The 17,997-nt window shown below is 61.3% G+C and carries 16 protein-coding genes; 3 read left to right on the forward strand and 13 right to left on the reverse strand.

The features are described from left to right. Positions 1 to 170 precede the first annotated feature (170 nt). The 3 genes from EKA13_RS14730 to zwf are packed head-to-tail and all read right to left on the reverse strand — an operon-like array spanning position 171 to position 3,032. Complete coding sequence (locus EKA13_RS14730) at positions 171 to 845, reverse strand: bifunctional 4-hydroxy-2-oxoglutarate aldolase/2-dehydro-3-deoxy-phosphogluconate aldolase (RefSeq protein ID WP_065760142.1); 675 nt, start codon at positions 843 to 845, stop codon at positions 171 to 173. Positions 846 to 862: 17 nt separating this feature from the next. Then, the gene (pgl, locus tag EKA13_RS14735; RefSeq protein ID WP_065760143.1) at positions 863 to 1,576 is read right to left on the reverse strand and encodes a 6-phosphogluconolactonase; all 714 of its coding nucleotides are present in this window, start codon (positions 1,574 to 1,576) and stop codon (positions 863 to 865) included. Then, on the reverse strand, positions 1,563 to 3,032 hold the full coding sequence (zwf, locus tag EKA13_RS14740; protein ID WP_065760144.1) for a glucose-6-phosphate dehydrogenase: 1,470 nt from the start codon (positions 3,030 to 3,032) through the stop codon (positions 1,563 to 1,565). The genes pgl and zwf overlap by 14 nt, the downstream gene beginning before the upstream one ends. Before the next feature lie 213 nt (positions 3,033 to 3,245). Between zwf and hexR the strand changes: the two genes are divergently transcribed. Next, entirely contained in the window at positions 3,246 to 4,106 is an 861-nt protein-coding gene (gene hexR, locus EKA13_RS14745) for a MurR/RpiR family transcriptional regulator (RefSeq protein WP_218060847.1), read from the forward strand. Here hexR and EKA13_RS14750 read toward each other — a convergent pair. From EKA13_RS14750 to edd, 10 genes are all read right to left on the reverse strand, one after another. Beyond that, positions 4,099 to 4,953 (reverse strand): D-hexose-6-phosphate mutarotase, encoded by an 855-nt coding sequence (locus EKA13_RS14750; RefSeq protein ID WP_065760146.1) that lies wholly within the window; start codon positions 4,951 to 4,953, stop codon positions 4,099 to 4,101. The two genes, hexR and EKA13_RS14750, sit on opposite strands and share 8 nt — an antisense overlap. A gap of 119 nt (positions 4,954 to 5,072) precedes the next feature. After that, positions 5,073 to 6,419 (reverse strand): carbohydrate porin, encoded by a 1,347-nt coding sequence (locus EKA13_RS14755; protein ID WP_065760147.1) that lies wholly within the window; start codon positions 6,417 to 6,419, stop codon positions 5,073 to 5,075. 54 nt (positions 6,420 to 6,473) lie between these two features. Beyond that, positions 6,474 to 7,649, reverse strand: a complete 1,176-nt coding sequence (locus tag EKA13_RS14760; protein ID WP_065760148.1) for an ABC transporter ATP-binding protein — start codon at positions 7,647 to 7,649, stop codon at positions 6,474 to 6,476. 3 nt (positions 7,650 to 7,652) lie between these two features. Beyond that, positions 7,653 to 8,498 carry a carbohydrate ABC transporter permease gene (locus tag EKA13_RS14765; RefSeq protein ID WP_065760149.1) on the reverse strand — a complete coding sequence of 282 codons (846 nt, stop codon included), beginning with the start codon at positions 8,496 to 8,498 and terminating at the stop codon, positions 7,653 to 7,655. Next, complete coding sequence (locus EKA13_RS14770; RefSeq protein ID WP_065760150.1) at positions 8,491 to 9,399, reverse strand: carbohydrate ABC transporter permease; 909 nt, start codon at positions 9,397 to 9,399, stop codon at positions 8,491 to 8,493. The genes EKA13_RS14765 and EKA13_RS14770 overlap by 8 nt, the downstream gene beginning before the upstream one ends. A gap of 86 nt (positions 9,400 to 9,485) precedes the next feature. Then, positions 9,486 to 10,748, reverse strand: a complete 1,263-nt coding sequence (locus EKA13_RS14775; protein ID WP_065760151.1) for an ABC transporter substrate-binding protein — start codon at positions 10,746 to 10,748, stop codon at positions 9,486 to 9,488. A 172-nt stretch (positions 10,749 to 10,920) separates the two neighbouring features. Next, the gene (locus EKA13_RS14780; protein ID WP_065760152.1) at positions 10,921 to 12,381 is read right to left on the reverse strand and encodes an ATP-binding protein; all 1,461 of its coding nucleotides are present in this window, start codon (positions 12,379 to 12,381) and stop codon (positions 10,921 to 10,923) included. Then, on the reverse strand, positions 12,362 to 13,087 hold the full coding sequence (locus EKA13_RS14785; RefSeq protein ID WP_065760153.1) for a response regulator: 726 nt from the start codon (positions 13,085 to 13,087) through the stop codon (positions 12,362 to 12,364). The genes EKA13_RS14780 and EKA13_RS14785 overlap by 20 nt, the downstream gene beginning before the upstream one ends. A gap of 47 nt (positions 13,088 to 13,134) precedes the next feature. Further along, positions 13,135 to 14,091, reverse strand: a complete 957-nt coding sequence (locus EKA13_RS14790; protein WP_065760154.1) for a glucokinase — start codon at positions 14,089 to 14,091, stop codon at positions 13,135 to 13,137. Further along, the gene (gene edd / locus EKA13_RS14795) at positions 14,088 to 15,914 is read right to left on the reverse strand and encodes a phosphogluconate dehydratase (RefSeq protein ID WP_065760155.1); all 1,827 of its coding nucleotides are present in this window, start codon (positions 15,912 to 15,914) and stop codon (positions 14,088 to 14,090) included. The genes EKA13_RS14790 and edd overlap by 4 nt, the downstream gene beginning before the upstream one ends. 267 nt (positions 15,915 to 16,181) lie before the next feature. Between edd and gap the strand changes: the two genes are divergently transcribed. Together gap and EKA13_RS14805 are read left to right on the forward strand one after the other, a co-directional pair. Then, positions 16,182 to 17,183 (forward strand): type I glyceraldehyde-3-phosphate dehydrogenase, encoded by a 1,002-nt coding sequence (gene gap / locus EKA13_RS14800; protein ID WP_065760157.1) that lies wholly within the window; start codon positions 16,182 to 16,184, stop codon positions 17,181 to 17,183. A gap of 217 nt (positions 17,184 to 17,400) precedes the next feature. Continuing rightward, a complete protein-coding gene (locus EKA13_RS14805; RefSeq protein WP_065760158.1) occupies positions 17,401 to 17,799 on the forward strand; it encodes a YbaN family protein in 399 nt (132 codons plus the stop codon). Positions 17,800 to 17,997 lie beyond the last annotated feature (198 nt).

A 17,997-nucleotide genomic window follows, 5' to 3' on the forward strand; every position in this document is an offset into this window, starting at 1 on the left:
GGCTTGCCCGCGATGCAGGCACCGCGGACTCACTGGTACCCCGCCGAAGCCATTGCAGGCAAACCTACACAACGATGCAGGCGCAGACTGGTTCCTGTGTTTCTGACAGGCAAAAAAAAGGTGCGCCGACCAAGCGCACCTAAAGCCGTGTAGCACATAACGAATAGGGATCAGTCCAGCAGGGCCAAGGCCTCGGCGCTGCAGGCCTGGATACGCGCCCAGTCACGGTCCTTGACCCAGGCGCTGTTGAACATCCAGGTCCCGCCCACGCACATCACATTGGGCTGGGACATGTAGCTCTTCAGGTTACTTTCATTCACCCCGCCAGTCGGGCAGAAACGCACCTCACCAAACGGGCCACCAAAGGCTTTGATCGCTGCGACGCCACCACTGATTTCCGCTGGAAACAGCTTGAAGCGACGGTAGCCCAGGGCATAGCCCATCATGATTTCCGAAGCGCTGCTGATGCCCGGCAGCAATGGCAAGGCGCTTTCGACGCCCGCCTCAAGGATGTCCTGGGTACAGCCGGGGGTGACGATGAACTGGGCACCCGCCGCCTCAACCGCCTTCAGCATCGAGCGGTCGAGCACGGTGCCGGCACCAATGCACAACTCGGGGCGTTGCTCACGCAGCATACGAATGGCTTTCAGGCCATGTTCGGAGCGCAGGGTGATCTCCAGGGTCTTCAGGCCACCTGCGGCCAGCGCATCGGCCAGCGGCAGAATGTCTTCCTCGCGGGCAATGGTAATCACCGGAAGGATGCGCGCCTCACCGCAGATACGGTCGATCTGCGCGATTTTGTCGGCCATGGAGATGCCCGGTTGCGAATGTTCATGCGTGGTCATAACGGCGGGTCCTTGGCTCATGGGCACCAGAAAATATCCAGGGAAGCGTGTAGAAAGGCGCGAATTGGCATTTCGGCAGAGTCATCCCCTGCCAGCGCGGCGCGCAGGGTAGCGAGTTTGCCTTGCCCTTGCACGGACAAGGCAGTGAATGCGGCAGTCCCCAGCAAGGCACGGGTCATGCTCAGGCGCTGATGCGGAACGCTCGGTGCCAGCATGGGCAGGCAACGTCGAGGGCTGTCGGCTGCCAGGCCTTGGGCAAGGTTCGGGCTGGCCGGAAACAGCGACGCTGTATGCCCGTCATCGCCCATACCCAGCACCAGCACATCAATCGGCGGCAACTCGGCCAAGGCCTGATCGGCGTCCAGGGCAGCCGCTTCAAGGCTGGCACTGGCACGATACAGGCCAATAAAACGAGCCTTGGCCGCCGCCCCGACCAACAGGTAGCGCTTGAGCAGCCCGGCATTACTGTCGACATGCTCCACCGGCACCCAGCGCTCATCCGCAAGGCTGACCACTACCTTTGACCAGTCCAGCGACCGGCGTGCCAGGCATTGGAAAAACATCACCGGGCTACGACCACCAGAGACCACCAGGGTGGCCTGCCCGTTGGCGGCAATGGCCGCACTCAGGCGCTCGGCGACATTCTTGGCCAGGTCTTCAGCCAGCAGCGCCGGGCTTGCATAGGTATGCGTCGCCACGTTAGCCGGCCATTGCAGTTCAGATATCGCCATACCACGACCTCCCATCACGGGTTATCAGCGCGATCGAGCTCATCGGCCCCCAGGACCCGGCGGCGTAGGGCTTGGGCGCTTCGCCCGAACTCTTCCAACCGGCAATCAACTGGTCGCACCACTTCCACGCGTATTCGATTTCATCCTTGCGCACAAACAGGTTCTGATTGCCGCGCATCACTTCCAACAACAACCGCTCGTAGGCATCGGGGATGCGTGTACTGCGGTAGGTGTCGGAGAAATTCAATTGCAACGGGCCGCTGCGTAACTGCATGCCCTTGTCCAGGCCCTGCTCCTTGGTCATCACCCGCAAAGAAATACCTTCGTCCGGCTGCAAACGAATGATCAGCTTGTTACCGATCTGTAAACGCTGCTCCGGCGCGAAGATGTAGTGCGGCGGTTCCTTGAAGTGGATGACGATCTGCGACAATTTCTGCGGCATCCGCTTGCCGGTACGCAGGTAGAACGGCACACCGGCCCAGCGCCAGTTGCGAATGTCGGCACGCAAGGCAACAAAGGTTTCGGTATTGCTTTGCGGGTTGGCGTTGTCTTCTTCCAGGTATCCCGGTACCGGGCGCCCTTCGCTGTATCCGGCGATGTACTGGCCACGCACCACACGGCTGCCGAGGCCTTCACCGGTGATCGGCGCCAGCGCCTTGAGCACCTTGACCTTCTCATCGCGGATACTGTCGGCTGACAGGTCGCTGGGCGGGTCCATGGCGATCAGGCAAAGCAATTGCAGCAGGTGGTTCTGAATCATGTCCCGCAGTTGGCCGGCCTTGTCGAAGTAGCCCCAGCGCCCTTCGATACCCACCTTCTCCGCCACGGTGATCTCCACATGGGAGATCGAATTCTGGTTCCACTGGGTTTCGAACAGGCTGTTGGCGAAGCGCAGCGCAATCAGATTCTGGACGGTTTCCTTGCCCAGGTAATGGTCGATGCGGTAGACCCGGTTTTCCGGGAAAAACTGTGCCACGGCATCGTTGACCCGCCGTGACGACTCCAGGTCGTGGCCAATCGGTTTTTCCAGCACTACCCGGGTACGCGGGCCGAGGCCGACCTTGTCGAGGTTTTCGCAGATGCCACCATAAACCGCTGCAGGCGTTGCGAAGTAGGCGATCAGCGGTGCCTGGGGAGCGACCTTTTCGGCGAGCGCCTGGTAGTCATCCGCCTTGAGAAAGTCCACATGCAGGTAACTCAGGCGAGCCAGGAAGCGCTGCAGAGGAATGACCTCTATCTGCCCGGCCTCGACGAATTCATGCAGGTGCGCTTCGATTCGCTGCAGGTGCTCCTCGACGCTGCCCGGCTCGCGGGCCAATGCCAGCACCTGGGTGTCGGCATGCAACAGCCCGGCGCGATCCAGCTGATACAGCGCCGGAAACAGCTTGCGCAATGCCAGGTCGCCAAGGGCGCCAAACAGGGCAAACGTACAAGGCTCAACGGAGATCGAAGACATGATGTTGGTTCTTTTATCAAGTTGACGTACAAATACCCTGTTCAAGGGCAGTAATCAAGGGGATTATGTAGTAATAAACACAACATTTGACCCCTTGGACAGATTCAAGTGGTGAAGCAATCAGGCCATCAGTACGATAGGCCACCCCCAAAAAGCCCGCTGCTGCCCGCTATTGGCTGCATCCTCGACCCAAGGACATAAACCATGGACCGCGTGCGAAACCTCCTGGAACAGATCCAGGGCCGCCTTGAAGAGCTGAACAAGGCCGAGCGAAAAGTCGCCGAAGTCATCCTGCTCAACCCTCAGCAAGCGACGCGCTTCAGCATTGCCGCCCTGGCCCAGGCGGCCAAGGTCAGCGAACCGACCGTGAACCGCTTCTGCCGCTCGTTCGATGTCAGCGGCTACCCGGAACTCAAACTGCAACTGGCGCAGAGCCTGGCCAGTGGAGCCGCCTACGTCAGCCGCGCTGTCGAGGCCGACGATGATCCGGCCGCCTACACCCAGAAAATCTTCGGCAGTGCCATCGCCTCGCTGGACAGCGCCTGCCAGCAACTCGACCCGCAGTTGATCAGCCGCGCCGTCGACATGCTGATCCAGGCCCGGCAGATCCACTTCTTCGGCCTCGGCGCCTCGGCCCCGGTGGCACTGGATGCCCAACACAAGTTCTTCCGTTTCAACCTTGCCGTGTCGGCCCATGCCGATGTCCTGATGCAGCGCATGCTGGCGTCGGTGGCGCACACCGGCGAACTGTTCGTGATCATTTCCTACACAGGGCGCACCCGCGAACTGGTCGAAGTCGCACGCCTGGCCCGTGAAAACGGTGCCTCGGTGCTCGGCCTGACCGCTGCCGGCTCACCACTGGCCAAGGCCAGCAGCCTGAGCCTGAACATCCCGCTGCCGGAAGACACCGACATCTACATGCCGATGACCTCGCGGATCATCCAGCTGACGGTACTCGATGTACTGGCCACCGGCATGACCCTGCGCCGTGGCGTGGACTTCCAGCCACACCTGCGCAAAATCAAGGAAAGCCTCAACGCCAGCCGCTACCCGATCGACGACGAACTCAATTGAACAGGTGCGCCTGCAGCCGCAGATGAGCCTGCTCGCCCGGTGCCAGACTCAGGCTGTCGTTGTGGCCACTGGTCGCCTCGACGCAGACAAAGCCGAGGGTTTCGCTGCCACTGACACCCATCAGCGGCCGACTACCGGGGTGCCAGACCACCGTGTCCTCGCTGTCGCCCATGTCAATGCACAGCTGGCGCTTCCAGGCCGGGTCGTGCAGTTGTAGCGTTGCCGCATTCTGGAACACCCGCTGACAGCCGCCCAGCACTTTCAGCTCACCTTTCTGCCGGCAGGTTTGACGACTCAATTGGTCGTAACCTTCCGCACCTTCGAGCCCAGACAGCGCTATCTTTGAGACGTCACTGATACGCCAGTAAGCCAGCAGCGCATGACTCAACTGGCAGGGCAAGCTGTCCTGATGCTCAGTACGCAACTGCAACTCCATGCCATCACCCAGCCGCGCCTGCAAGTCAACCTGCCAGTCACACAGCTGCAAACGCCAGGTCAGGCTAACCCCTTCGGCATCCTCTGAGCTGTCGATCAGCTTCCAGTCCAGCAGGCGTGCCCAACCATGAGAAGGCCAGAGGTCTTCACTGGGGTGACGACCGTACCAGGGCCAGCACACCGGCACACCGCCACGGATCGCCCCAACCTGTGGCCACTGTGCGGCACACCACAACCACGGGCGCTGGCCCTGCGGCTGAAAATGCAGCAACTGGGCGCCCTGACGACTGAACACCGCCTGGCAGCGTGGGTGATCAATGATCAGCACGTCGCGCTGCTGATGGCGTTCCCACTCAAAGGTCGGACGCGGCCGGCGCGAGGTGAAAAAGCGCTGGAGCGGATGCTCTTGCATGGCTAGGAACTCTGATTGACTGACGGGCTTTATCGCCAGCCAGCTCAGCACCTACAGGCAGGTGCTGAGCAAGCCGGCAATCAGCTGCAACAAATGGCGTAAATTTACAACATATTACGTCAGAACACCGACTGAATCTTCAAGCCGGCGACGACCGCGTTGTCCACCTCATCCACACCCCCTGGGCTGCGGATGTACTGCAGGTTCGGCCGTACGGTCAGCCAGTTGGTGACGTGAAAACCGTAGTACAGCTCGGCGTTGTACTCGGTCTTCTGGACAGGGACGAACGCCGGGTTGTCGTAGTCGTTGATACCACTGACATCATTGAGCAACTCTGCACGTTTTTTCACATCGTCGTTCACGTGAATACGCGCCACGCCAAAGCCGATGTCGTCCTTGGGTCGCCCGTCAAAGGCACCTTTGTAGACCAGGCCGACCTGCTGGTAGTTATCGACCACGTTGGTGGCCTTGTCGTGAACAGTGAAGTTGGCGAAAAGGCTCAAACCACGTGCGGCATCGCCGTTGTGCGCAGTAACCTGCTGCTGGGCGACAACCCACCAGCCATGCTTGCTGCTGTGCGATTTGAAGTCATTACCGGTTAGCGCTTGCGGTTGGCCATTGATGTCTTCAAAGACATCGTCAGCCTTGGCGGTGCTGTAGTAGTAACCCAGACGGTACTCACCCGGCAGGTCGTTGACCTTGGGCGACCAGACCATTTCCACCGGCAGGATCATGCCCTTGGTACCACTGCCACTGAGCTTGAAGCCGTTGCCGGTTTCCAGGTTGGACGGGTTCTGCTCAAACACGCCGACCTGAGCGAAGAACTCCGGGGTAATGTTGTACTTGACCCGCAACGCCCACTGGCTGACGGGCCAGTTGTACCAGATGCTGCCAACCCAGTTGCCAACCTGGGATCCACAGAACGCCAGGTTCTGGAAGTCGCAGGGGAAGCTGTTGAAGTCCTCGCCCGGGCCGAAGCGACCGACTTTGACGTCCAGCGCCTGATCGAAATACTGCTGCTTGATCCACATCTGGGTCAGCCGCCAAGTCTGGCCGCGCCCCCAGACTTCCTGCACCGAACTGAACTGCCCGGCACGCGGATCACTGATGCGGTCGTTGGACAGGTTACGGCCACTGCGTTCCGTAACGGCCAGCTTGAACTCGGTATCCTGCCAACCGAGGATCTTTTCCAGGTCCAGCTTCACGCCCAAGGCAAACTGGTCGCTGTAGCGCGCCGTCTTGTCATCGTTGTAGCCACCGCTGAGGTTGCCAGCCACCTCGCCCACGTACTCCAGCGAGAAGTCGTAACCCTTCTCCAGCAACTCGGTACGCGTGCCGCCCCAATCTCCGGTCATCCATTTCGATTCCGGGTCGAAAGCACCGGCAGCGTGAGCACCACCGTTTACCCCGAACGCAGCCAGCAAGGTCAGCGGGGCCAGCGACCTGATGCGTTTGTAATGAGCCATCCCTTGTTTCCTCGTCTTATTGTTATCGATGGATTTACACGTCCTGCAAACGGCTCAGCGCCCCTTGAACTGCGCCACATTGTCCTTGGCTACATTGTCCTTGGGCGCATGCACTTGCGGGTTGCCGACCACACCCAATCGCTCACCCGTTACGGCGTCGAACAGCAACACCCGCGCTGGGTCGAACTGCAGGTTCAGGTTGTCCCCCACCTGCACCGGGCAGTCAGGCGCCAGGCGACAGCAGACTTTGGTGCCGTTGAGGCTGACGAACACCAGAGTGTCCGGGCCGGTGGGTTCGATCACCTGAACCTCGGCACGAATACTGGGCAGGCCATTGGGCTGTTCCGGTGCCAGGCAGACTTGTTCGGGGCGAATGCCCAGAATCACTTCACGCTCTTCCAGGCCCGCATCGTCGATACCCATCGGCAACTCGCAGCGCGCCTGACCACTGTCGAGCAGCGCCAGCAGCCGACCGTCCTTGCGCTGCAGACGCAAAGGAATGAAGTTCATCGGCGGTGAGCCAATGAAACTGGCGACGAACAGGTTGGCCGGGTCGTTATAGATCTGCTGCGGGGTTCCGAACTGCTGGATCAGCCCGTCCTTCATCACCGCGACCTTGTCGCCCAGGGTCATCGCTTCGATCTGGTCGTGGGTCACGTAGACCGTGGTGGTCTTCAAGCGTTGGTGCATCAGCTTGATCTCGGTGCGCATCTCCACCCGCAACTTGGCGTCGAGGTTGGACAGTGGCTCATCGAACAGGTAGATCTTCGGCCGCCGCGCCAACGCCCGGCCCATCGCCACGCGCTGTTGTTGACCACCCGAGAGCTGACCGGGCTTGCGATTGAGCAAGTGCTCGATCTGCAGCAGCCTGGACACCCGCGCCACCTCTTCTTCGATGGCGGCGGCGGGCATCTTGCGGATCTTCAGGCCGAAGGCGATGTTCTCCCGCACGTTCATGGTCGGGTACAGCGCATAGGACTGAAAGACCATGGCAATGTCCCGGTCCTTCGGGCTCATGCCGCTGATATCAGCCTCATCCACCAGGATCGCCCCGCCGCTGATCTGCTCCAGCCCGGCGATGCAGTTCATCAAGGTCGACTTGCCGCAGCCCGAGGGGCCAACCAGAATCAGGAACTCGCCCGAGTCGATCTTCAGCTCGATGTTCTTCAAGGTGTCCGGCAGGCCACTGCCGTAGGTCTTGTTGACGTTGCGCAATTCAAGCGTTGCCATAATTCACCCCTTGACCGCGCCGGCAGTGAGCCCGCGCAGGAAATACTTGCCAGCCATCACATAGACCAACAGGGTCGGTAACCCGGCGATCATCGCCGCCGCCATGTCGACGTTGTATTCCTTGACCCCGGTACTGGTGTTGACCAGGTTGTTCAGCGCCACCGTGATTGGCTGGGCATCGCCGCTGGCGAACACCACGCCGAAAAGAAAGTCGTTCCAGATCTGCGTGAACTGCCAGATCAGGCAGACCATGATGATCGGCACCGACATGGGCAGCAGGATCTTCCCGAAGATGGTGAAGAAGCCCGCACCATCGAGCCGTGCCGCCCGCACCAGAGCATCCGGGACACTGGTGTAGTAGTTGCGAAAGAACAGCGTGGTAAAGGCCAGGCCATAGACGATATGCACCAGCACAAGGCCCGTGGTGGTGCTGGCCAGGCCCAGCTTGCCGAGGGTGAACGAGGCCGGCAGCAGCACGGTCTGAAACGGCAGAAAGCAACCGAACAACAGCAAGCCGAAAAACAACTGCGAGCCACGGAAGCGCCACATCGACAGCACATACCCGTTAAGCGCCCCCAACAGCGTCGAAACCACCACCGCCGGTACGGTGATTTTCACCGAGTTCCAGAAGTAGCCACCCACGGTGTCCCAAGCCTTGATCCAGCCGATGCCCGTGATCACCTCGGGCCAGCTCAGCAAGTTGCCGGTGCGGATGTCATCCGGTGATTTGAAGCTGGTCAGCAGCATCACGATCAGCGGGATCAGGTAGACCGCGCAGGCCAGCAGCAAGGTGCCGTAGATGGCCAGGCGGCTGAGGCTGAAGCCACGCGAAGCAAGAGGCTTAGTCATGGCGCTTGTTCCTCAATTCCGAGTACAGGTAAGGCACCAGGATCGACAGGATCGCCCCCAGCATCAGAATCGCGCTGGCCGAGCCCATGCCCATCTGCCCGCGGCTGAAGGTGAAGGCGTACATGAACATCGCCGGCAAGTCGGAGGCGTAGCCCGGGCCACCTGCAGTCATCGCGGCTACCAGGTCGAAACTCTTGATCGCAATGTGCGCCAGGATCATCAGTGCACTGAAAAACACCGGGCGCAGGCTCGGCAGGACGATGCGCAGGTAAATACTCGGCAGGCTTGCCCCATCGACCTGGGCGGCACGGATGATCGACTGATCGACACCCCGCAGGCCCGCCAGGAACAAGGCCATGACAAAGCCCGAGGCCTGCCACACCGCGGCAATCACCAGGCAATAGACAACGCGGTCCGGATCGACCAGCCAGTCCAGGCGAAAGCCCTCCCAGCCCCAGTCACGCAGCAGCTTGTCCAGGCCCAGGCCGGGGTTGAGCAACCACTTCCAGGCAGTACCGGTGACAATCATCGACAGCGCCATCGGGTACAGGTAGATGGTGCGGATAAAGCCTTCACGGCGGATGCGCTGATCGAGCAACACCGCCAGCAGCACGCCGACCACCAGGCTGATGCTGATGAACAGCCCACCGAACACCAGCAGGTTCTTGCTCGCCACCCACCAACGGTCGTTCTCCAGCAGCTTGGCGTACTGCGCCAGCCCTACCCATTTGTAGCTGGGCATGAAACTGGAGTTGGTGAACGACAGCAGGAAGGTCCAGAAGATGTAGCCATAGAACCCCACCAGGACGATCAGCATGCTTGGCGCCAGCACCAGTTTTGGCAGCCAGCGTTGCAATGCGTCGAGGGGCGAGGCCTTGTTGAGTGCAACAACAGTGCTCATCGTGGAAATCTCGAATGGAGGGCGGCGCGAAGCACCGCATCGCCGGCAAGGCCGGCTCCTACAGCGGGTAGAGCAGGCTCACACGCTTACTTGGCCGACTTGATCGCCGAGCTCAGTTGCTTGACCGCCGTGGCCGGATCAGCCTTCGGGTCATTGAGGAAGTTGGTGACCACATCGAAGATGGCCCCCTGAACGGCCAGCGACGTGGCCATGTTGTGCGCCATGCTCGGTTGCAGGCCGTCACCCTTTTCGGCGTCCTTGAAGTCCACCGACGACTTCTGCGTGCAGGCGTCGAACAGGCTCATGTCCATGTCCTGACGCACCGGCAGCGAGCCTTTGTTCCGGTTGAACACGGTCTGGAACTCAGGCTCCAGCGCGACCTTGGCCAGATCGTTCTGGGCCTTGATGTCGTTCTCGTTCTTGAGCTTGAACATCGCCAGCGAGTCGATGTTGTAGGTAAAACTGCCCTGGGTTCCGGGGAAGGCCACGCACAGGTAGTCCTTGCCGGCGACCTTGCCAGCAGCGGTCCACTCGCTCTTGGCCCAGTCGCCCATGATCTGCATGCCCGCCTTGCCGCTGATGACCTCGGCCGCCGCAATGTTCCAGTCACGCCCTGCGCGGTTGGGGTCCATGTAGGTACCCAGGCGCTGCAAGGTCTTGAACACCTCGACCATTTTCTCGCCGGTCAGGGCCTGCTCATCCAGCTCGACGAAGGCCGCGTGATAGCCCTTGGTCCCAAGAATGCTCAGCGCCAGGTCTTCGAAAACCGTGCTGTCCTGCCATGGCTGACCGCCATGGGCGAGCGCAGTGAAGCCTGCAGCCTTGAGCTTGTCGGCAGCAGCAAAGAGCTCATCAAGGTTGGTCGGCACCTTGGCACCGGCTTTCTCGAACACCTGCGGGTTGATCCACAGCCAGTTGACCCGGTGGATATTCACCGGCACCGCAACGTAGTGACCGTCGTACTTCATGATGTCGGCGACTTGTTTGGGCAGCAACGCATCCCAGTGGTTGGCCTTGGACACGTCATCCAGTTCAGTCAGCAGGCCGAGGGCGCCCCACTCCTGGATGTCCGGGCCCTTGATCTGGGCGGCGGCAGGGGGGTTACCGGAAATGGCCCGGGTTTTCAGCACGGTCATGGCGGCTGCACCACCGCCACCGGCAACGGCGTTGTCCTTCCAGACGAAACCGTCTTTCTTGACCTGTTCCTTCAGGGTTTCCACGGCCTTTGCTTCACCACCGGACGTCCACCAGTGCAGCACTTCCACTGTACCGGGATCGGCAGCGACGGCGCTCAGGGGGAACAAGGAGGCAAGAGAAATGACAGCGGCGAGGCGAGTAATCGCATTCATCGAAGGGAACCTTTTCTTGTTGTTATGCAGGTGCAAGTCGTGGTGCTTGCGCTGCGTAGCAGTCTAACCAGAGGCCCGCCCGCTGGACGTAACGAAGGGATGCGCGAATGTCACCAAGCAGTGACATTGCACAAGCGCCGTCCTGTCCAGGCCGACCGCCGATTCAGTGAACTCAATCACCGGTTCGCGGCAGGCGCAGGGTTACCCGCAGCCCCCCTTCACGCAGGTTTTGCAGGGTCAGCTCGCCGCCATGACTGTGAGCGATATTGCGGGCGATCCCCAGGCCAAGGCCATAACCCTGCTGCTGCCCGGCCAGCCTGAAGTGTGGTTCGAACACCTGCTCCAGACGCTGCTCGGGCACGCCAGGGCCCTCGTCATCGACATGCAGCACGAACGCCTGATCGCTGTCCTCGATCCGCAGGTGCGCACGCTGGCCGTACTTGAGCGCATTGTCGATCAGGTTGCCCATGCACCGACGCAGCGCCAGCGGCTTGCCGGGGTATGGCGCCAGCACCTGCCCCTCAAGGGTGACCTGACCGGTCCCCAAGTAGGGCTCGATCAGGCCATGCAGCGCCTGGGCCAGATCGATCGGTTCGATGTTCTCGTGGATGTCGGTATCTTTCACACACTGCAGCGCGCCCTTGACCAGCATCTCCAGCTCATCCAGGTCACGGCTGAACTTGTGCTGCACGTGCTCGTCATCCAACAGCTCGACCCGCAGCCGCAAACGGGTGATCGGGGTGCGTAAATCATGGGAAATCGCACTGAACAACTGGCTGCGCTCCGTCAAATAACGGCTGATGCGCTCGCGCATGGCATTGAAGGCACGGCCTACCTCGACCACTTCGCTGCCACCGCCTTCGACCACCGGCTCTACCTCGGCCGCCCCTAGCGAAAGGTCCCGCGCCGCCCGCGCCAGGCGTTTCAACGGACGGCTCTGCCAATGCACCAGTACACCGATGAACAGCAACAGGAAGGTACTGGTCAGCACCATGAAACCGATCTGCTGACCCGGCACGCCCTCCTCTTCCAGGCTGGTGTACGGCTCAGGCAACAACGAGGCGATGTACAGCCACTCACCCGGCGCCAAACCGATTTGTGTCACCAGCACCGGCGGATCAAGTGGCGCCAGGGTCAGCGCGTAATGCGCCCAGGATCGCGGCAGTTCGTCCAGCTTCAGGCCGCTGTTGAACACCCGCAGCTCCTTTGGGCTGACGAACTCCACAGAGATACTCATCTGCTCACCCAGGCGTTGGCGCAACACCTGTTCCACGGCTTCGATCACTGCTTTTTTGCGCGGTGTGGCCGGCAACATCTGCATGTCCAATGGATGGTCGTTGAGCGACACCACGAAACGGGTACCGCCCATGCTACGCAACTGGTCCAGCACCATCGGCCGATAGGCCACAGGCAGCGAGCGAAAGTAGCTGACGCTGGCGGTCATCGAGTGAGCCAGGCTGCGCGCACTGGCCACCAAGCCCTCCAATTGGCTGGCCCGCAGCTGCGAGAGCCAGATCAGGCTGGCCAGCCCCTGGGCCAGCAACACCGCCAACAACGTCAACAGCAGCATGCGCCCGAGCAGCGAACGCGGCCACGGCAGGCGCCAGCGCCGCTCAGTGCGCAGGCGCGACATGGGCTGCCAGCAGATAACCGCTGCCGCGAACAGTACGAATCAAACGGGGTGGTTTGTCGGTGTCACGCAGACGCTGACGCAGGCGGCTGACCGCCATGTCGACAATCCGGTCCAGCGGCATCGGTTCCCGACCACGGGTCGCATTGCCGATGGTGTCGCGGTCGAGGATTTGTTGTGGATGATCGAGAAACAGCTTGAGCAGGGCGAAATCCGCCCCCGACAGAATCACCTCTTCACCGTCGCGGTGAAACAGCCGGTGGCTGACCGTGTCCAACCGCCACTCATCGAACGCCAGGACCTCGCCGCCGTTACGCTCCTGAGCAAAACCGGCACGGCGCAACAGGGCTTTGATACGCGCCTGCAACTCGCGCGGGCTGAACGGCTTGCCCAGATAATCGTCGGCCCCCAGCTCCAGGCCGATCACCCGATCGGCCTCATCGGAGCTGGCCGTCAACATGATGATCGGCACCTGGGACTGGCGCGGATGTTGGCGAGTCCAGCGGCACAAGCTGAAACCATCTTCATCCGGGAGCATCACGTCGAGGATCACCAAATCGTGACCACCCTCGTCCAATGCCTGACGAAACCCCTGACCGTTGGCCACCGCGCACACCGCAAAGCCTGAACGGCTCAGGTAGGCTTGCAGCAGCTCACGAATGTCCTGGTCATCATCGACCAACAGGATCGACTTACCGGCAGTACTCAATGCATTGATCCTTGGCGGGTCTTGTTGCCCGCTGCACGCTTAGGCCCTCAGGCCTGTTTCTGCTGCAAGGCGACACCGGCGCCAAGCAGGCCGGAAAACTCGGCCGTCACTAGCCATACCGGTACGCCCTTGAAATAGCCGCTCATGCAGCCCTTGTCAGCAAAACACTCGGCAAACCCGCTGTTCAGGAACAGTTCGGCGAAGCGCGGGATCACGCCGCCAACGATGTACACACCACCGCGTGCGCCCAAGGTGAGTACATTGTTGCCCGCCACCCGCCCCAGGAAGCGACAGAACTGCTCAATCACCGAACACGCCAACGGCTCGCCGGCCAGAGCCGCCTCGGTGATCGCAGCCGGGGTCTGCAGCACTGCACGATGGCCATCCAATAGGCAGATCGCCTGGTACAAGCGCAGCAAACCGCCGCCACTGAGCACGGTTTCAGCGCTGACATGGCCGATTTCACGCTCGATCTGTTGGCGAATCGCCGCTTCACGGGCATTGCCGACCGGCAGATCGACATGGCCGCCCTCGCCCGGCAAGGCCATCCAGCGCCCTTCGCCCAATGACAGCAGGGTACCAACGCCCAGGCCTGTGCCCGGGCCGATGACCACCGCCGGGCGCAACGCCTCGGCCTGCCCGGCACACACCTCGCGAAACTCGCCGGGCTGCAATCGGGTCATGCCCAGGGCCATGGCCGAGAAGTCGTTGATCAGCAGCAGCTCATCCACCTGCAGGGTCTTGCAGAATGCCTGCCGGCTGAGCCGCCAGTGGTTGTTGGTGAAACGAAACGCATCGCCGTCTACAGGCCCTGCGACCGCCAGGCACACAGCGCCCAAGGCGCCACGCGCCAGGCCATGGTCGCTCAGGTAAGCGTCGATGGCCTGTTCCGGGCTGGTGTAGTCGGCGGTCTGATAGACCTTGACCGAGTGCATCCGATCGTTTTCCCACAAGGCAAAACGGGCATTGGTGCCACCGATGTCGCCCACCAGCGCACGCTTCATTTCAGCGCCTCCAGTGACGCGGTGAAGGCACTGGCGCCGTGCTGCGCCGAACTCATCGCATGGCGCATGAAGCCAAACAGCTCGCGCCCACAGCCCAGGTCATTGCCGGTTGGGGCTTGCGCCAGCGGCCTTGCCGCCAGCTCGGTCTCATCGACACGCACCAGCAGCGTACCCGTATGACCATCGACACGAATGATGTCACCATCGCGTACCCGCGCCAGCGGGCCGCCATCGAAGGCTTCCGGGCAAACGTGGATAGCCGCGGGGATCTTGCCCGAGGCGCCAGACATACGCCCGTCGGTGACCAGCGCGACCTTGAAGCCACGGTCTTGCAGCACACCGAGAAACGGCGTCATCTTGTGCAGTTCCGGCATGCCATTGCTGCGCGGCCCTTGAAAGCGCATCACCGCGACAAAGTCGCGCTCCAGCTCGCCGGCCTTGAAGGCATCGGCCAATGCCTGCTGATCATGGAACACCCGCGCCGGGGCTTCGACCACCTGATGCTCCGGGGCCACCGCCGAGACTTTCATTACGCCCAACCCCAGGTTGCCCTGCATGACCCGCAAACCGCCCTCAGGCGAGAACGGACGGGCCAGTGGTCGCAGGATGCTCTCGTCCAGACTGGCCGCAGGGCCGTCACGCCAGACCAGTTTGCCCTCCTCAAGGAACGGCTCCTGGGTGTAGCGACGCAGCCCGTGCCCCGCCACAGTGTTGACGTCCTCGTGCAACAGGCCGCCATCGAGCAGCTCGCGAATCAGGAACGCCATGCCGCCAGCGGCCTGGAAATGGTTAATGTCGGCCTTGCCATTGGGGTAGACATGCGACAGCGTCGGCACGACTTCGGAGAGGTCGGCCATGTCCTGCCAGGTCAACTGGATACCGGCCGCCTGCGCAATGGCGGGCATGTGCAGGGTATGGTTGGTCGAACCGCCAGTGGCGTGCAGCGCCACGATGGAGTTGACCAGCGCCTTCTCGTCGACGATTTCGCCCAAGGGCATGAAGTCGCCGCTGGCCTTGGTCATCCGCGTGACCTGTTGCGCCGCATAGGCGGTCAGGGCATCACGCAGTGGCGTGTACGGGTTGACGAACGAAGCGCCCGGCAAGTGCAGCCCCATCACTTCCATCAGCAACTGGTTGGTGTTGGCAGTGCCATAGAAGGTGCAGGTACCGGGGCTGTGGTAGGACTTCATCTCCGACTCCAGCAGCTCTTCGCGGCTGGCCTTGCCCTCGGCATAACGCTGGCGTACGTCGGCTTTTTCCTTGTTGGAGATCCCCGACGGCATCGGCCCCCCCGGGACGAACATCGTCGGCAGGTGACCGAAACGCAGCGCACCCATCATCAATCCGGGAACGATCTTGTCACAGATCCCCAGGCACAGCGTTGCGTCAAACATGTTGTGCGAGAGCGCCACCGCAGTCGCCATGGCGATCACCTCGCGGCTGGCCAAGGCCAGTTCCATGCCAGGCTCACCTTGGGTGACACCATCGCACATTGCCGGCACACCGCCTGCGAACTGGCCGACTGATCCGACCTCGCGCAATGCCTGCTTGATCTGCTCCGGGAAGTGCTCGTAGGGCTGATGCGCCGAGAGCATGTCGTTATAGGCAGAAACGATGGCGACGTTGGCCGAGTTCATCAGGCGCAGGCTCTGCTTGTCCTGAGGGGCGCAGCCGGCCACACCGTGGGCAAAGTTGGCGCACTGCAGCTTGGCTCGCATCGGTCCGTCACTGGCAGCCCCGCGAATCAGTTGCAGGTAGCGCTCGCGGGTAGGACGACTGCGAGCGATCAACCGTTCGGTGACCTCAAGGATGCGCGGATGCATGTACTGGACTCCAGGCTAGCGGTGGTTGCGACCGGTGCAGCAGTTTCCCTTATCGCCAATCCCCGCCTAGGCTCTTGTACAGGGGATCAATCGTATCAGGAGGACGACCTGCCAGGTCACTCGTTGTATATCGAACAAAATACTGCCATTAAAAAGGCTTGTTTTCTATTTTTTTAGGAATAATCTTGTTATTCCAACAACAAAATCAGATTCAGTGAAGTGTTCACTCGCATCTCGGGCTTCACCTGGTCTGCAAGAGGCAGCTCCATGACCCTACGAATTGCAATCAATGGCTTTGGCCGCATCGGCCGCAACATTCTTCGTGCACTCTATACCCAAGGCTACCGCCAGGATCTGCAGGTCGTCGCCATCAACGATTTGGGTGACAGCGCGATCAACGCTCACCTGCTCAAATACGACAGCGTCCATGGGGTGTTCGAGGCCAGCGTGGCGGCCGATCAGGAAAGCCTGACCGTCAACGGTGACCGCATTGCCGTCAGCGCCATTCGCAACCCTGCCGAGCTGCCCTGGAAGGCCGAGGCCATCGACGTGGTCTTTGAATGCACCGGGCTGTTCACCGACCGCGCCAAGGCGGCCGCCCATCTTACTGCCGGGGCACGCAAAGTCATTATTTCGGCACCGGCCAAGGGCGCTGACGCCACCATCGTCTATGGCGTCAACCACGACATTCTGCGTCAATCGCACCAGATCATCTCCAGCGCCTCCTGCACCACCAACTGCCTGGCACCGGTGGCGCAGGTGCTGCACCGCGAACTGGGCATCGAGCAAGGTCTGATGACCACGATCCACGCCTACACCAACGACCAGAGCCTTACCGACGTGTACCACAGCGACCCGTTCCGCGCCCGCGCGGCCACCCAATCGATGATTCCGAGCAAGACCGGCGCCGCCGAGGCGGTGGGCCTGGTGTTGCCGGAACTGGCCGGCAAGCTGACCGGAATGGCGGTGCGGGTACCCGTGATCAACGTGTCGCTGGTCGACCTGACGGTAAACCTCAAGCGCGAGGCGAGTGCCGAGGAGGTCAACGCCCTGCTCAAGGAAGCCAGCCAGCACTCGAAGGTCCTCGGTTACAACAACCTGCCGCTGGTTTCCTGCGACTTCAATCACAACCCGCTGTCATCGATTTTCGACGCCAACCACACCAAGGCCAACGGCAAGCTGCTGAAGGTGCTGGCCTGGTACGACAATGAGTGGGGCTTCTCCAACCGCATGCTGGATAACTGCCTGGCGCTGTGCAACGCGCAATGAGTCGATGCAGGCGATAACAACGCGAAGGGGAGCGCCTCCCTTTCGCGGCCCGCAGACATACCCCTGCCGCACCTGCCCACCCTGTAAACACAGGCAGCCAAGCCAAGACGTGCTGGATCTTCATCGCCAAAGGCCGCAAACTGCGCGACGAAGCTCCCTTCAAGCCCGCTATCGCCACTGACGGCAACCGGGCCCTACCCGCACAGTCAAAGCGCCCATGCCTCGCCCACCCGCCTCCAAGTTGTCCCGCCTGATGTTCGGCCTACTGGCTTATACAAGCCTGACTATTGGCCTGATTGCCATTTTCGTTCCCGGCCTGCCGACCACCGAGTTCATTCTGCTCGCTGCCTGGGCCGCCACCCGCAGTTCCCCGCGCCTGAGCCACTGGCTGGAAAATCACCGCCTGTTCGGCCCCATGCTGCACAACTGGCACAACGGCAAGGTGATAACCCGCAAGACCAAGTTCAGCGCCTCCGTGAGCATGCTGCTGTGCAGCGCACTGATGCTGGTAATGCTCGAACATCGCTGGCCGCTGTTTTGCGCCCTCGCGGGCATGGCCCTGGTCAACCTGTGGATCTGGTCACGCCCGGAACAGGTTTCTGTGACAAACAGATGACCGCCCACCGCATACGACTAAAGTCTAACAAGGCCCTGCCGATACACCGATATCGCTGAACTCATCTGGCGAACAGCGCCGAGCAACTCGGCTTTTCAACGACCCGTTCATTTGCGAGTACGTTCATGTTCGACACGCTTTCGATTCGTCTGAAAATCGTTCTGCTTTCCGGCCTCTGCCTGCTGGGGGTCGTTGCCC

Origin of the sequence: Pseudomonas defluvii (genome assembly GCF_001695625.1) — a bacterium.
Taxonomy (GTDB): Bacteria; Pseudomonadota; Gammaproteobacteria; order Pseudomonadales; family Pseudomonadaceae; genus Aquipseudomonas; species Aquipseudomonas defluvii.